The 15115-nt window shown below is 67.7% G+C and carries 14 protein-coding genes and 1 pseudogene; 2 read left to right on the forward strand and 13 right to left on the reverse strand.

Annotation, left to right across the window (positions count from 1 at the left end; translation table 11 throughout):
* Window positions 1–108 precede the first annotated feature (108 nt).
* Window positions 109–1662, reverse strand: coding sequence for an MFS transporter (locus EDD34_RS12740; RefSeq protein ID WP_123814909.1), 1554 nt, complete (start codon window positions 1660–1662; stop codon window positions 109–111).
* A gap of 500 nt (window positions 1663–2162) precedes the next feature.
* On the opposite strand from EDD34_RS12740, the gene EDD34_RS12745 reads away from it, so the two are divergent.
* Window positions 2163–3044, forward strand: coding sequence for a CPBP family intramembrane glutamic endopeptidase (locus EDD34_RS12745; protein ID WP_246012374.1), 882 nt, complete (start codon window positions 2163–2165; stop codon window positions 3042–3044).
* 309 nt (window positions 3045–3353) lie between these two features.
* Here the strand turns inward: EDD34_RS12745 and EDD34_RS12755 are convergent, their stop codons facing one another.
* The 6 genes and pseudogenes from EDD34_RS12755 to EDD34_RS20695 form a co-directional block, all read right to left on the reverse strand.
* Window positions 3354–5090 (reverse strand): alpha/beta fold hydrolase, encoded by a 1737-nt coding sequence (locus EDD34_RS12755; RefSeq protein WP_170177073.1) that lies wholly within the window; start codon window positions 5088–5090, stop codon window positions 3354–3356.
* A gap of 155 nt (window positions 5091–5245) precedes the next feature.
* Window positions 5246–5428 (reverse strand): hypothetical protein, encoded by a 183-nt coding sequence (locus EDD34_RS20690; RefSeq protein WP_170177074.1) that lies wholly within the window; start codon window positions 5426–5428, stop codon window positions 5246–5248.
* Window positions 5429–5795: 367 nt separating this feature from the next.
* Window positions 5796–6404, reverse strand: a pseudogene (locus EDD34_RS12760) (helix-turn-helix domain-containing protein); the annotation flags it as partial.
* A 127-nt stretch (window positions 6405–6531) separates the two neighbouring features.
* On the reverse strand, window positions 6532–7635 hold the full coding sequence (locus EDD34_RS12765; protein ID WP_123814913.1) for a chymotrypsin family serine protease: 1104 nt from the start codon (window positions 7633–7635) through the stop codon (window positions 6532–6534).
* A 308-nt stretch (window positions 7636–7943) separates the two neighbouring features.
* Entirely contained in the window at window positions 7944–8471 is a 528-nt protein-coding gene (locus EDD34_RS12770; RefSeq protein WP_123814914.1) for a hypothetical protein, read from the reverse strand.
* A gap of 113 nt (window positions 8472–8584) precedes the next feature.
* Window positions 8585–8737 carry a hypothetical protein gene (locus tag EDD34_RS20695; protein WP_170177076.1) on the reverse strand — a complete coding sequence of 51 codons (153 nt, stop codon included), beginning with the start codon at window positions 8735–8737 and terminating at the stop codon, window positions 8585–8587.
* A 232-nt stretch (window positions 8738–8969) separates the two neighbouring features.
* Between EDD34_RS20695 and EDD34_RS12775 the strand changes: the two genes are divergently transcribed.
* Window positions 8970–9827, forward strand: coding sequence for an ArdC-like ssDNA-binding domain-containing protein (locus tag EDD34_RS12775; protein ID WP_123814915.1), 858 nt, complete (start codon window positions 8970–8972; stop codon window positions 9825–9827).
* 413 nt (window positions 9828–10240) lie between these two features.
* Here EDD34_RS12775 and EDD34_RS12780 read toward each other — a convergent pair whose 3' ends face one another.
* The 6 genes from EDD34_RS12780 to sufD all read right to left on the reverse strand — a co-directional run bounded on the left by EDD34_RS12780 (window position 10241) and on the right by sufD (window position 15114).
* Window positions 10241–10645: a metal-sulfur cluster assembly factor gene (locus EDD34_RS12780; RefSeq protein ID WP_123814916.1), complete on the reverse strand. Its 405-nt coding sequence runs from the start codon at window positions 10643–10645 to the stop codon at window positions 10241–10243.
* Window positions 10646–10655: 10 nt separating this feature from the next.
* A complete protein-coding gene (sufU, locus tag EDD34_RS12785) occupies window positions 10656–11147 on the reverse strand; it encodes a Fe-S cluster assembly sulfur transfer protein SufU (protein ID WP_211341576.1) in 492 nt (163 codons plus the stop codon).
* 58 nt (window positions 11148–11205) lie between these two features.
* Window positions 11206–12582 (reverse strand): SufS family cysteine desulfurase, encoded by a 1377-nt coding sequence (locus tag EDD34_RS12790; protein WP_425462353.1) that lies wholly within the window; start codon window positions 12580–12582, stop codon window positions 11206–11208.
* A gap of 44 nt (window positions 12583–12626) precedes the next feature.
* Entirely contained in the window at window positions 12627–13397 is a 771-nt protein-coding gene (sufC, locus tag EDD34_RS12795) for a Fe-S cluster assembly ATPase SufC (protein ID WP_123814918.1), read from the reverse strand.
* Window positions 13398–13499: 102 nt separating this feature from the next.
* On the reverse strand, window positions 13500–13847 hold the full coding sequence (locus tag EDD34_RS12800) for a non-heme iron oxygenase ferredoxin subunit (RefSeq protein WP_123814919.1): 348 nt from the start codon (window positions 13845–13847) through the stop codon (window positions 13500–13502).
* 7 nt (window positions 13848–13854) lie between these two features.
* Window positions 13855–15114, reverse strand: a complete 1260-nt coding sequence (sufD, locus tag EDD34_RS12805) for a Fe-S cluster assembly protein SufD (RefSeq protein WP_123814920.1) — start codon at window positions 15112–15114, stop codon at window positions 13855–13857.
* Window position 15115 lies beyond the last annotated feature (1 nt).

The following is a 15115-nucleotide window of genomic DNA, read 5'->3' on the forward strand; positions in this document are numbered from 1 at the left end:
ACACGTGGCTCCATTGAAGATCCTGTTGTTGGAACACAGTCAACCCCGCTGGGTCGACTACTTCGCCTGGTCCGGTCCGACGCCAGCTGCTCACGCGCGAGGACGTTGTCAGAGCTCATGCTCATGCTCGGCGGCCAGGTCCTTGTTCGCGGCGGCGCCCCGAAGCGTGACCAGAGCCCAGATCGCAGCCAGGACCATTATTCCGGCGCCGGCGATTCCGGTGATGGTGATCGCGTCGGTGAAGGCGGTCTTGGCGACCTCGAGAACAGCCGCGCCGTTGCTCCCGCCAACTTCGGAGGCCACGAGCAACGCCTCTGCCATGGTCGAGGAGGCCCGCTCGGTGCTGCTTGCGGTGAGGCCGAGCGTATCCGTTCCGGCGGTGACGGCTCTGGTGTACCAGGCGACAAGGACACCGCCCAGTACCGCCGTGCCGAGTGTTGTTCCCACCTCGTAGGCCGTCTCGGACGTGGCTGCAGCCTGTCCGGCACGCTCGGGAGTGACCGAGCTCATGATGATGTCGTTACTCAGCGCCAGTCCCATACCTGCCCCCAGAGAGACCAGCGCGAGGGCGGTCGCGATCAGGACGGGGCCTGACGTAGGCGTCAGGAAGATGGTCAGTCCGAAGCCGAGCGACGCGATGAGAAGCCCGACAGTGATGACGTAGGCGGGCAGGATGCGCTTGACCAGTACCGCCGCGAGGAACGCAGCGGCCGCGGCGAATATGGCCTGAGGAATCAGCCAGAGGGACGCCTGAAGCGGGTTGAGCCCTTGGACCAGCTGCAGGTGCTGGACGAGGGCGACCAGTGCACCAACCATCGCGAAGATGGACAGGAGGTCGGCGATCACCGCACCGCGGAAGTAGCGAACCTTGAACAGCCTGACGTCCATCAGCGGTGTGGGAAGCATGAGTTGCCTCCGCACGAACAAGACGATCCCGATCAGACCGATGACGAGAGCAGCGAGCCCGAGACCGAGCTCCTTGCCGCCCGTGAGGGACTTGATCGCGTACACCACGCCGATCATGCCGACGAAAGACAGCACGACGCTCAGGACATCGATCTTGCGTAGCGCGGGGTTGCGGCTCTCAGGCAAGAGGATCGGGCCGAGGACCAGCAGGACGATCATGACGGGAATGTTCAGAAGGAACGCGGCCTGCCAGCTGAAGGTCTCGATCACCCACCCCCCGAGAATGGGCCCGACTGCCGCACCGACCGAAGCCATCGCCGCCCACACAGCCATCGCGTACCGGCGCTGCTGACGGTCGAGGAACATGTTGCGCACCAGCGAGAGCGTGGAGGGCATCATGATCGCGCCACCGACGCCCAGCAGCGCCCGGGCGCTGATCAGCATCCACGGTGCGGTGGCGAGCGCACCGATCACCGACGCCATCGCGAAGACGACCGCCCCGATGAGCAAGTTCCTTCGCCGACCGAAGCGATCACCAACGGTGCTCATCGCCACGAGCAGGCCCGCGAGGACGAGCGAGTAGATGTCGATCATCCACAGCTGCTCAACTCCGGTGGGCCGCAGCTCAGCGGAGATTGCGGGCAGACCAAGGATCAGCACCGTTCCATCGATCGTGATCAGCAGCAACGGCAGGACCAGCACGGCAAGTCCAACCCAGCTCTTGGCCGTGGCCTTGGGAGGCGGGGCGTTGTTCATCAGGATCTCCTCAGAGTGACTGTCGTCGGAGTGTGAGCGTACAGACCATTTGGTCGGCACGACAAGACGCTAGGTCCGTACAGTCACGCATGTCACACCCCTTCGCTATAGCAAACAGTCACGAAGCGGTGCGAGGCGAGACACAAGGAACGCGCAGGCAAACGCGAGGCGACGACCCGGCAGCCGACTAACGGCGGGGCGCGGGCGCGCGAATCTGCGCCACTGCCCGCACGTGCGCTCGACACCAAAGACGACATCGCCTCCGCGCGAACACGGCGATCGCGCTCCCCTACCGAACATCTGGTCGGTTGTGCAATACTGCTCGAACGGTTACGGGGCACCTCGGCAACCCTGATTCCAACCCACGCATCTCCGATGCCTCGTCGCGGTGGGTGGTTCACGTCCGTCAAGACCTGAGAAATGGAGACGACCTTATGTCCTCTAGCACAATAGTGACCCCAAGCCGGGAGCCGATCACGTCGGGTGTGCAATACCACCGAGTGCTCGCAGGGGAGAAACGGCGAATCGGCCGTGGAGTGCTCGCCATCGTTCTGCTCGTGGGTGGCCTGTTCACTGCGATCCAGCTGGCCTACCTCCTGGCCGTCTGGGTCGAAGGCCTTCTCGGCTCCGAACAGGGGGCGTACTCGCCGCTGACGCTTGGGGCGGGCCTGGCAGCCACTGCGTTGCTCACTCCGTGGAGCATGCTCATTCAGCGCTGGCTCTACGGTGTGCCGGGCCCGTCGCTCCACTCCGTCGTCTCCCGTTTTCGGTTCGACCTCTTCGGGCGCGCGCTGATCGCGATCGTGCCCTTGTTCGTCATCGCCATCGGCATCACCGAGTACCTGGATCCACGGCCGACCGTCTCGTGGTCGCACGCAGACATCGTCGGACTCTTCGTGGTGGTCGTGCTGCTGGTGCCCTTGCAGTCAGCCGGCGAGGAGTACGGCCTACGTGGGTTGGTCTTCCGTATCGCCGGAAGCTGGGTGCACGGTCGGTGGACGTCTCTCATCCTGGGAACCATCGTCTCCAGCGCGATTTTCGCGGTGATCCACGTCGCCGCTGACCCGTGGTGGAACGTGTTCTACCTCGTGTTCTCCATCACAGCTTCCTTCATGACGTGGCGCACCGGGGGGGTCGAGTACGCGGTCGTCATGCACGCCGTCTACAACGTCCTGACCTTTACGTACTGGTTCATCGTGAACGCTGACCTCGCCGACAGGTTCGACCGCTCGGCGAGTACTGTCACCGCGCCCTTGATCGTCCCCAGCGCGCTCGCCATGATCGCCATCGCCGTCATGGTGTGGATCCGCACCCGGCGCACTGGCCCCGCCAAGACCCCGGCCACGTCCTCGGAGGTGCCTGAGGTCACCCTGAAATCCTGACGATGTGCACCTGAACGCCGCCTCAGCAGGGCCCCGGTGCATGTCGTGGAATCCACGTCGAGCACCGGGGCCTCGTGCGAGCTTCCACGCTCACTGCACACGGCTCCCTGCTCACCAGCGGCGGGTCCTTCACCGAACGAGGCGGGTCGACCACATCGAGGCCAGCCCGTGCTCGGCCGACTGTCGGCAGCGATCATCGAACAACGTCTCCATCGCCATCGCGCGGCCGCACTGGGTGCCCGCTGAGGAGGGAGATCCGGTTGAACGCGTTGATCGCGACCGCCACCCATTCCGCTGCCGCGAACCCGGCTATCTGGAACCGACCGCGGTGTCCTTCAGCGTGGCCGTCTCTGCCGGGATTGTCGGATCAGTGAACTGCGGGGCTCCCGAATGTTCGCCGTTCTCGTCGAGCGGCGTCCACGACTCGTACGTCGTGTGCTCAAGGGGCAGCGGCTTGCCGGGAGCCACGATCGTGTGCGCGGGCCGATCCTCACCGAGCAGGAAGTCCACCACCGGCTGGTCGACTTCCTCCGTGCCATAGGGGAAGACGCCGTGAATACTCTCGTTGTCGACGACGATCAGACTCGTGTTCGGCAACCCGGTCCCAGCTGCCCAGCCCTGCTCGTACGGCGTCATCGAATCAAGCTCACTTTGCAGCACGATGCTCTCCGGGAAGCTGTCGTCCAGCGGCGGCATCTTCGAGTCGGTCGGCCAGAACGCGCACGTAGGTGTGATGAGCAGGCCGAACTGTGCCGACAACGGCGCGGTCTCGGCGGTCTTCTCGTGGAATTCGTCCCAGAACTCCAGCCCCTGCGTCCACTGGCCGTCCGTACAGGCGGTGAACTCGATGACGTAGTCGTGCGTCGCTCGGATCGTCTCGCCCGGCTCGGTCGGGGGAGGCGCTGAAAGCTGCGCGAGCCGCTCGTCCGCAATCACCCGCAGGGCGTCGGGCAACTCCGTTCCGTTGACGATGCGAGTAGCAAGCTCCACCGGGTCAGCCGCCTCATCTGCCGCCTCGGCCTGGTTGATGATGCTCGCGACCAGACTTCCTGCCGCGGGATACAGCACCGGGCCGGAGAAGGCAGCCGGGCCGTTCACCACGTTCCAGGCATACTGCGCAGCCAGCGAGGTAGCCGGGCTCTTGGTGGCGGCAAAGTACCGCTCCCAGATCTCCTCCGGGTCCGTACCCAGCCCGACCGTTGCGTCATTCCGAGCGATCCAGTTCATCATGTGCAGACGGAACTGCCGGTCACGAGCGTCGTGCGCCGCGTCGTAGTTGTGCTGGATCGATTCCCGCGTGGAGTCGGTCGACGAGTCCAGAATCATCCGCTCGATGTTGTCGAAGAAGAGGCTGCCGTACCAGGTCCCGAGCCACGTGCCGTAGGAGTAGCCCACGTAGGTCACCGTCTTGAGCCCAAGGAGGTGACGAATGAAGTCCATGTCGTAGGCAGCCTGCTCGGTGGTCATTGTCGCCACGTCCGGGTGGTTCGAGCAGGCCTCACCGATTGCCCGCGCGGCGGCCGATGGTCCGCCGGCTGGGTCGTACTCGTACTCACACTCCGCCCGGCTCGACTGTCCGAGGCCACGCTGATCGAAGCTGACGTAGTTCGTCGTCGGCCGGAGTTCCGGAGTGTAGAGCTGCACCGCGGTGCTGAACGAGAGGCCAGAACTGTACGGCCCACCAGGGTGGGCCATGATCGTGGTGCTGTAGTTCGGGTCCGTGGGTTCGATGTTGCGAGCGTGAGAGATGCGCACGTCCCACGTGAGCTCTGGATCAGGATCTGTCCAGTCGCGTGGCACCTCGATCGTCGCGCACTCGACATTGGACACATCCGCACCAGGGATTGGCGGCCCGTCGTCGTTGAACTCACACGCTTCCCAGACCACTTCCTGGTCAGCGAGCGCTCCTGCCAAGAAAGCCACGTTCGGGGTCTCCCGGTCCTGCGAACCAGGAGTGCCTCCGCCAGTCGAATCGGTCCCCGACGCAATCACGAGTGTCGCTGCGACGGAAACGGCCACAACCGAGAGAGTGGCGCTGATGACCACGCCTTTTCTTCTCCGCCGACGCCTGAGGTCGGATGAACTGGGCTCGAGATCATACATCTGCCTTCTCCGCTCTTCGCAGTCTGCAATGCTGCAGCGGCCGGCGGGCGCGAAGCCTGCGGCTACGAAGAAGTCGACTCTCTGTTCCCACCACAAGGTCAAACAGTGATCAGATCGGTCAGATCGAGGTGTCGGCGGCGCAACGCCCGCAGCTCCCCGTTGCGCAGGCCGGTCGTCACCGCGGGCAGCAGTTCGGTCAGGTTCGCGTCGGCTATCTGCAGGCGCGGGTCCCGTTGGTCGACGGCCGCAGCTTCTTGTTCGCCACCGACCGCTCGGCCCACTCCGCCAGCGTAATCGCCCACTGCTCCGCCAGCCGCGCCTCGCTTCGGCGGCTTCGACTCGCCCCGGACTTCGAGACACCCGCACACGACCCGGAAACACCCCACCACCTGCGGGACCATCCCCGATCACGTGGGACTTCAGGGGGACTTCGAGCGGCCCCAAAAGGCCACCCGAGTCCACTCCTGTCCCACGTACCCACCAGAGAACCAGCAGGCCAGACGACATTTCCCCAGTTCAGGAACCTACGGCCCGACCCCACCACCTCTCAGACGTTGGGCTGTGCGAACCGGTCCTGACCTGCTGAGTCGTTCCGCCGCGTGGGGCGTTGGGACTACAGTGGGACTTGGGACCGGCTGGGATCTCGAAGGCGTAGGCGACCCGGGAGTGGTCGTCGATGACGGTGTGTACGTAGGCCCGCCCGACCAGCGGGGCGCGTGTGCGGCTACGCGGGGCGCCGGTGCGGTCGACCGTTGCTGCCCGGTTGCGGTCGCCCTGCTGCTTGCCGACGTAGCGCCAGCCGCCACCGTCGGGGATGTTGCCGAACTTGGTCACGTCCACATGAATCAGGGAGCCGGGCTCGTCGTGCTCGTAGCGGCGCAGCGGCTCACCGGTGACCCGGTCGATACGCCACAGGTGGTTGATCCGGCAACGCACCAGAACGGCATGCACGGTCGAGGCCGGCAAGCCCACCCGTCCTGCGATCTGCACCGGTCCGAGCCGGTGCCTCCAGCGCAGCCGCACGATGGCCCTGACCAGGTGCGCCGGGGTCCGGGTCGGGCTGTGACGCGGGCGGGAGCTACGGTCGGCCATCCCGGCCACGCCCTCGCTGCGGTACCGATCAGCCCACTTCTTGGCGGTACGCGGCGAGACCATGAACATCTTCGCGGCAGACGAACAGGACCAGCCCGACTCCACGACCAGACGCGCCAGGCGCAGCCGTGTCTTCGGGGTCAGCAGGGCATTAGCGTGGGACACGAAGGCCTCCGGTATTCGTGAAGCGGTTCCTCGACAGCTCCACTTCACAACCGGAGGCCTTCCTCATCCAGTAACCCGAGCCCGTGTCGCCATCACAGGATCAGAACAACCTCCCTGGACATCACACCTAGCTGGTCGGCACGACCCATCCGAGCCGGTTTCCGATCGTTACCACTGACGTGGAGAGAATAACCGGGCTGCACTTGCGGTCGAACGGCCCGTCGCCGCCCGGTACACCTCGACAGTTACCGCTCGACTCGGAGGCGGGTCCTGCTGAGATGATGCCGACGGCCAGGCGCTGTGTGCCCGACCCAGATGTGACGATCTCGTAGCCGGCCCCGCCGCTGTCACCGTTGCCGGCTGCCGGGAGGTCAGCTTCCTGCTCGGTCCGGAATCCGGTGACCGAGGTCAGATCGCCACCCAGGTTGTACACCACGCCACGGGCCGTGACGATGTTGCCGCACAGCGTCCCGCTGTAGGAGCCTGAGTAGCAGATCTCCTGCCCGATGTATGGCGTGCGCTGACCGTGGACCTGCGCGTAGCTGGTCGAGTCCCACGCGCCTGTCCAGACGTAGGACTGTGACCAGCCCGAGTCGATGATCGCGCCGTCGTAGTCGGTGTTGCGCTGGATCATCGATCCGTAGGAGTAGGCATACGTACCGTCGGACGTGATCCAGGTCGAACCTGTCTCGCCGCAATGCGCGGCGGTCATCATGGCCTCACGGCTGGGGTTGTCCGAGTCGACCACGGCGAAGCCGGAGGTGCAGTCCGAGACGATGAACGGGTCCTCGAACAGGGAGATGCGCGCACCACCAAGGTGGTAGTTGAGGTCGTTCTGGCGCGAGTTGAACGGGACGACGGATGTGGTGTCGAACGTGACCGGCACCTCGACGCCACTCGCCAGCGCCGTGCGCGCGACCGAGACATCCGGACGCAGCGAGACCTGAAGCGCTGACGCGTCAGGCTCCGGCACCACCGAGGCGACAGCTGGGTCAGACATGAGCGTCTTGGCGGCATCGCGGACCTTGCCAGGCGAGTAGGAGGTCTGCTTGATCTTGACCGGCACGTCCTTCGCGTCGTGGATCAGTGCGCGCAGGTCGCTGGGTACGGTGCCATGCCAGTGGACGATGAGCGCGGACCGATCGCGAAGAACCTCGGCGGAGGCGAACCGGGGGTGGCTGGCATATCGCTCGGTGATCGTGGAGGCGAGCTCGCTCATCTCCTCGGTCACCGCCGGGAGCGTCAAGTCTTCTACGCCCGGGCCGGCTGCAGTGGATGCCTCCTCCGGCGTCAGCTCTGATGGGGCGATGCTGCTCGGGGCGAGTGTGAGCGGGTCACGCCCATCCGCCGCTGCGGCCACACCCCCGACAGCGAGGAGCGAGGACGCGGCTACTATGGCAAGAGCAATTCTGCGCAATCTCAAGGTGTCTCCTTGTGTGCCGCCTGGAAGCTGCTTGCCCAGCAGTCTATTTTGCGGGCAAAGCGGACACAAGGGGTTTCAAGGTCTACCCAGGGCAAAACCGGGTGCCGTATCCGGTCTCAGTCGCCGTCGAACGGCACGACGCTGTCGGTCGTTGCCTGGACAGGGATGTCAAGCCGGGTTCCCAGGCTCGCCGCGAGGTCCTCTGCGTCCGCGCGGGGGTCGACCGTGATCGTGAGCCCGGTGAAGTCGTGTGCGGGCCCCGCAGACGTCACGTCCGGTTCTGTCTCGACAAGCGTGGTGGCAGCGTCCCTGAGCGATCCGGGTTCAAGAGGTGCATCACGAACGACGACGGGAACATCCCCGGCGATGTCGTGGACGATCTGTGGCTCAGAGCCGTACCAGTAGAGGAAGAGCTCACCGTCCTCTACCCCCGCAGAGCCGAATTTCGGATCGTCTGCGAACCTCTCGGTCAACGATGCTGCGATCGTGCCAGGGTCGGCGTCCGGCGTCGCGGCAGGCTGGGAGGTGGCGATCCTCGACTCCGTCGTGTCTGGAATTCGAGCAGGTGGGGTTGTCGCGCATGACGCCAGGACCGTAGCGATCGCCGCAGGAAGTGCGATCCACCGTATGTCATGCCTGGTCACAGCCACCTCGTTCCCTTCGTGAGCCATTCTCACGCTAGCAGTAGGCGATCGACGAGGAAAGCGTTGGTTGGGGCCGGGGCGCGCCCCACGACGTCAATGGCGGTCAGGCGGCGTTAGGGAGATTCCTCGATCAGGTTGGTGATGGCCTGTGCGACACGCTCCGCGTCATAAGAGGTCAGGCCACCGGCCTCGATCAGAAATCCCTCCAGCTCGTCGGAATCCGTGAGGATCTCCAGCGCCTCTCCCTGGATGTTCTTGCCGGGCATCTCGCTCCTTTGTCCGCGTTGGCGAGTCCCGAGCATAGGACGTCTCGGGGCGGGCGACGGGCAAGCAGACAACACCCAGATCATCCGACGTGCATGAACGGCAGCCCTCCCGCCACGCCGGTTCTTCGCTGCCATCGCCCCGGTCCCGGATGCGTGGTTGCGCCCGTCCGCGACTGCACCCTCGGCTTGGGGCCTCGTACGCACCTTCCTGGCAGACCTGCCAGGAGGCCCCATGCGCACCGATACCCGCACGCTCGAAGAGAAGGTCGCCGACCGCAACGCCAAGCTCGACGCCCTGCACGACAAGCTGACTGCTGCAGTCGAGCAGCTCATCACCGGCCACGACTGGCGGCGCGCCCTGGCCTTCGCCGCACGGTTCCGCTCTCGGTCGTTCAACAACACCCTGTTGATCTGGGCACAGCACGCCGCCGCGCACGAAGGGGGCATCGTCCTGGCCGAGTCACCAACCTACGTCGCCGGGTTCCAGCAGTGGCGCACCTTGGGACGACAGGTCATGAAGGGCCAGCCCGGCTACCAGATCCTCGCTCCGGTCACTGCCCGCATGGCCGGCCGCGACGACGACCCCGACTCCTGGCACCGCCTGGCCAAAGGGCAGAAGCCCGAGTCCGGCGAGGTAGTCAGGTCGCGCATGACCGGGGTCCGGCCCGCCTACGCCTGGGACATCTCCCAGACCGACGGCGCACCGATCCCCGAACGGCCGGCCGTCGAGTTGCCCGCAGGTCAGGCTCCACCCGGCCTCTGGGACGGCCTGGCCGGTCAGGTCGCCGCGCTAGGTTACGACGTTCGTCTGGTCCCCGATACGGCCGCGCTGGACGGCGCCAGCGGACGCACGACCTACGCTACCCGCCTCGTCGAGATCCGCTCCGACCTGGACCCCAGCGGCCAAGCAGCCGTTCTGGCCCATGAGCTCGCCCACACCATGCTCCATGCCCCTGGGCATGACACCGCGCCCGAGGACGGCACCAGTCCCGATCCGGAAGCGAAGGTCGCTCTCCACACCGCGGGATCCGCGAGGTCGAGGCCGACTCCGTCGCCTACATGGTCGCCGCCGCCCATGGCCTGGACCTGACCAGCTCGACCGCGCCCTACGTCGCCGGCTGGGCCACCACCGTCGCCGGCAGCGACCCGGTCCACGTACCGCGCTCGCCAAGTCGTGATCGCGCCGGTCACGGCGCTCCTGCGCTCCTCGACCTGGCCGAAGATACGCCGGGACGGTCTGCGTGCCATGGGTGGGTCCTCTCCGCCCACCAGGTGTCCTCGCCACGCCACCAGCTCTCGCTGGGGCTTCGACACACCCGCACACAGCCCGAAGACGGCCCGTGACCTGCGGGCCCGCCTCCGATCCCGTGGGTCTTCAGTGGGTGTTCGGCTGGCCTCAAGAGGCCATCCGAGTCCACTTCGGTCCCACAAGACCAACAGAGAAACAGCAGGCCAGACGACATTTCCCCAGTTCAGGAACCTACGGCCCGACCCCACCACCTCTCAGACGTTGAACCCCAACATCCGCAGCTGCTCTTTCCCCTCGTCCGTGATCTTCTCCGGCCCCCACGGCGGCATCCACACCCAGTTGATGCGCTGGCCGGACACGATGCCCTCCAGGGCCTGGGCGGACTGGTCCTCGATCACGTCGGTGAGCGGGCAGGCCGCGGACGTGAGGGTCATGTCGATCGTGGCGAAGCTGTTCTGGTCGATCTGCACGCCGTAGATGAGGCCCAGGTCGACGACGTTGATCCCCAGTTCGGGGTCGATCACGTCGCGCAGGGCCTCTTCGACGTCGGCCACGTTCACGGGCGTGCCTCCGGCTGCCGGCGCGGCGGCATCCGGCGCCTCGGCGGTCCCGGCCTGCGGAGCTTCCTGCTCGACGTCGGTCGTGGTTCCCTCGGTCATGTCTGTCACCTCAGTCGTTGGTGGCCGACGCGCCGCTGCGCACCAGCGAGTCCTTGAGCGCCGCCCAGCCGAGCAGCGCGCACTTGATCCGGGCGGGGTACTTCGACACCCCGGTGAAGGCCATGGCATCGCCGAGGTCGTCCTCGGCGTCCTCGGCGTCGAGCCCCTTGCCGCGCGAGCCCATCAGGTCGTGGAACAGGGCGTCGAGCCGCGCGACCTCGTCCAAGGGCTGGTCGCTGACCAGCTCCGTCATCACCGACACGGAGGCCTGCGAGATGGAGCAGCCCTGTCCCTCCCAGGACACGCCGGCCACGCGGGCGGGCCCGCCGTCGGCGCCGGGTACGACGTCGACCCGCAGGGTCACCTCGTCACCGCACGTCGGGTTCACCTGGTGCGACTCCCCCTGGAGGTGCGCCGCGTCCACGTCGACCAGCCCCCGGCCCACCGGGTGCTTCGCGTGGTCCAGGATCACCTGCTGGTACATCTGCTCGAGCGAGCTCACGCTGTCCCTTTCGAAGTTCTCTCGTCCAGCCTAGGCCGCGGCCGCGACCGCGTCCGGGTCATTCCGCTCCGAAGAACGTCCTGACCCCCTCCAAGGCTTCCCGGAACGTCACGACCTCGTCGAGAGTCGTGTACACCGACGCCGACGCGCGCGCCGTGGCGGCGATTCCGAACCGGCGGTGCAGCGGCTGCGCGCAGTGGTGCCCGACCCGCACGGCGATGCCGGCGTCGTCCAGCACCTGCCCGACGTCGTGCGCGTGCACGTCGTCGACCACGAACGACACGGCCGCGACGCGGTCCGGAAGACCGGCCTCGGGGCCCGCCTCGGCGCCGAGGGTCCCCACCGACTCGGGCCCGACGACCCGCACGCCCGGGATCGACGTGATCTTCAGCAGTTCCTCGGCCAGCTCGGTCTCGTGCGCGGCGACCGCGTCCATGCCGAGCTCGCGCAGGTAGTCCGCGGCGGCCCCGAACCCGACGGCCTGCGCGACCATCTGCGTGCCCGCCTCGAACTTCAGCGGCGGCGGGGCGAACGTCGTGGACTCCATGGTCACGACCTCCACCATGGACCCGCCGGTCGTCACCGGCGGCAGGGCCTCCAGCAGCTCACGCCGCCCGTACAGGGCGCCCACGCCCGTGGGCCCGAGCGTCTTGTGTGCCGAGAACACCGCGAAGTCGACGTCCAGCGCGTGCAGGTCGACCGGCCGGTGCGGCACCGACTGGCAGGCGTCCAGCACGGTCAACGCGCCCACCTCGCGTGCCGCCGCCACGATCCGGGCCACCGGCGCCACCGCGCCGGTCACGTTGGACACGTGCGCGAACGCCACCACACGGGTGCGCTCGTTGATCAGCCCGGCACGGCCTGCGCCGCCGGTCCCGGCGTCGAGCCCGGACAGGTCCAGCCGCCCGTCGTCCCCCACGGGGATCCACCGGAGCGTCGCCCCCGTCCGCGCCGCGAGCTCCTGCCACGGCACGAGGTTCGAGTGGTGCTCGGCCTCGGTCACGAGGATCTCGTCGCCCGGCCCGATCCGGAACCGCTCGGCGGCCGCTCCCCCGCGCCCGAGCGTCGCGTGCTGCATGCCCGTGGCCACGAGGTTGATCCCCATCGTGGCGCCGGGCGTCCACACGATCTCGCCGACGTCCGCCCCCACCAGGGCCGCGACCTGCTGCCGCGCGTGCTCGAACGCCTCGGTGGCCTCTTCCGCGAGCGCGTGCGCGCCGCGGTGCACGGCGGCGTTGCGCTGCTCGTAGAAGTCGACCTCGGTGTCCAGCACCACCTGCGGTTTCTGCGACGTCGCCGCCGAGTCGAGGTAGACGAGACGTTTGCCGTCGCGGACCGTGCGCCCGAGCAGCGGGAAGTCCGCCCGCACGGCGACCAGCTCGGCGGGCGTGAAGGTGCGGGCGGCCTGCCCGGCCCTTACTTCAGTGGTGGTCATCATCGCTCCTCGATCCGGTGTACCGCCCGGGCAACTGCCGTCCGTCAGACGGCGGCCGGGGCCGCCTTGCCGACGTACTTGTCGTAGCCCTCTTCCTCCAGGCGGTCGGCGAGCTCCGGGCCGCCCTCCTCGGCGATGCGGCCGTCGACGAAGACGTGCACGAAGTCCGGCTTGATGTAGCGCAGGATGCGCGTGTAGTGCGTGATGAGCAGCACGCCGACGTCCGTGTTCTCCTTGGCGCGGTTGACGCCCTCGGACACGATGCGCAGCGCGTCGACGTCGAGGCCGGAGTCGGTCTCGTCGAGGATCGCGATCTGCGGCTTGAAGAGCTCCATCTGCAGGATCTCGTGGCGCTTCTTCTCACCACCGGAGAAGCCCTCGTTCACGGAGCGCTCGGAGAAGGCGGTGTCGATGCGCAGGTTGCCCATCGCCTCCTTGACCTCCTTGCCCCAGGTGCGGAGCTTGGGGGCCTCGCCGTCGATGGCGGTCTTGGCCGTGCGCAGGAAGTTCGCCACGGACACGCCGGGCACCTCGACCGGGTACTGCATGGCGAGGAACAGGCCGGCGCGGGCCCGCTCGTCGACGGACATCGCCAGGACGTCCTCGCCGTCCAGGGTGACGGTGCCGGAGGTCACCCGGTACTTCGGGTGACCGGCGAGCGCGGAGGCGAGCGTGGACTTGCCGGAGCCGTTGGGGCCCATGATGGCGTGGGTCTGGCCGGACTCGAGGGTCAGGTCGACGCCGCGCAGGATGGGCTTCGGGCCTTCCTTGGTCTCGACGCTGACGTGCAGGTCGCGGATCGCGAGGGTGGACATACGTTCTCTCCAGGTTCTGACGGAAGCTTCGTGTTGTGGACGACGACGGCCGTGGTGGCGTCGGTCTTCGGCGTGCGGCCGGTGCCCGCGCCGTCGGGCGGTTCAGGAACCGCCGGCGGGTTGCCCGTCGATGTCGACGAGCACCTTGTCGCCCTCGACGTTCACGGGGTAGACGGGGACGGGCCGGATCGCGGGGAGCTGGACGGGCTGGCCGGTGCGCACGTCGAACTGCGAGCCGTGCAGCCAGCACTCGACGAGGCAGCCCTCGACCTCGCCGTCGGACAGGGACACCTGCCCGTGGGAGCAGATGTCGCTGATGGCGTGGTAGTCGCCGTCGGCGTCGCGGACGAGCGCGACCGGGACGGGCGCCCCGTCGACGCCGTCCAGCTCGACGAGCATGGCCTCCTCGGGGGCCAGGTCGTCGGTGAGGCACGCGGTCTGGAAGGTCACCGGTACGTCACTCCGTCTCTCCCGCACCACCGGTCGAGGGGCCCCCGCCGGCGATGACGCTCATGGACTTCTCGAGCTCGGCCTCGATGGACGCGATGAGGCGCTCCTCGACCGACGCGACGCCGATCTCCTGGATGAGCTCGGCGAAGAAGCCGCGCACCACGAGGCGGCGCGCGTCCGTCTCGGGGATGCCGCGGGCCATGAGGTAGAAGAGCTGCTCGTCGTCGAACCGGCCGGTCGCGGACGCGTGGCCGGCGCCGTCGATCTCGCCGGTCTCGATCTCGAGGTTCGGCACGGAGTCCGCGCGCGCACCGTCGCTGAGGACGAGGTTGCGGTTGAGCTCGTACGTGTCGGTGCCCTCGGCCTCGGCGCGGATGAGGACGTCGCCCACCCAGACGGTGTGCGCGCCGGAGCCCTGCAGGGCGCCCTTGTAGGTGACGCGGGACTTGCAGCGCGGCACGGCGTGGTCCACGAAGAGGCGGTGCTCCTGGTGCTGGTCGGCGTCGGCGAAGTACAGGCCGACCATCTCGACCTCGCCGCCCTCGCCGGTGAACTCGGCGTCGGGCGTGATGCGCACGACGTCGCCGCCGAACGTCACCACGACGTGCTTGAGCTTGGCGTCGCGGCCGATGCGGGCCCGGTGGCTGGAGGCGTGCACGGCGCCGTCGGCCCAGTCCTGGACGGAGACGACGGTGAGCTGCGCGCCGTCGGCGACGTCGATCTCGACCGTCTGGTTGAGCGTGGCGACGCCCGCGTGGTCGATGACGACGACGGCCTCGGCGTGGTGCTCGGCCTTGACGAGCACGTGGGCGGCGGATGCCGCACCGTCGCCGGAGCCGTCGAACCGCACGGAGGTGACGTCGGACGCCACGGCCTCGGCCGGCACCGTCACGACCGTCGCCTCGGCGAAGGCGTTCCAGGCGCTGACGCCGGTGCGGTCACCGGGCTTGCCGGCCCGGCCGAGCCGGGCGTCGTCGCGCCCGACCGTCTCCACCTTCACCTCGGGAGCCGCGGTGACGCTCACCCGGACGCCGGAACCGTCCGCGCCCGCGGTCACCAGACCGCCGTCGAACAGCGGCTGGATGCGCGCGACCGGAGAGAAGCGCCACTCCTCCTCGCGCCCCATGGGCACGGGGATGTCGTCCAGCGAGAACGAGGTGAGGCGCTCGGCACGCGAGCCCTGGGGCTTGGCGCCGACGCCGTGGGTGTGGGCGCCGTCGGCCACGGCGCGGGAATGGTCCGTGGTCAGATCAGTAGTTGCAGTCATG

It is taken from the genome of Myceligenerans xiligouense (genome assembly GCF_003814695.1).
GTDB lineage: Bacteria > Actinomycetota > Actinomycetes > Actinomycetales > Cellulomonadaceae > Myceligenerans > Myceligenerans xiligouense.

Bases quoted from the DNA above. Each gene is read 5' to 3' on its own strand.
- EDD34_RS12780 (WP_123814916.1), bottom strand. From the start codon at position 10,645: ATGACCGAGGGAACCACGACCGACGTCGAGCAGGAAGCTCCGCAGGCC.
- EDD34_RS12775 (WP_123814915.1), top strand. From the start codon at position 8,970: ATGCGCACCGATACCCGCACGCTCGAAGAGAAGGTCGCCGACCGCAAC.
- EDD34_RS20695 (WP_170177076.1), bottom strand. From the start codon at position 8,737: ATGCCCGGCAAGAACATCCAGGGAGAGGCGCTGGAGATCCTCACGGAT.
- EDD34_RS12790 (WP_425462353.1), bottom strand. From the start codon at position 12,582: ATGACCACCACTGAAGTAAGGGCCGGGCAGGCCGCCCGCACCTTCACG.
- EDD34_RS12740 (WP_123814909.1), bottom strand. From the start codon at position 1,662: ATGAACAACGCCCCGCCTCCCAAGGCCACGGCCAAGAGCTGGGTTGGA.
- sufD (WP_123814920.1), bottom strand. From the start codon at position 15,114: ATGACTGCAACTACTGATCTGACCACGGACCATTCCCGCGCCGTGGCC.
- sufC (WP_123814918.1), bottom strand. From the start codon at position 13,397: ATGTCCACCCTCGCGATCCGCGACCTGCACGTCAGCGTCGAGACCAAG.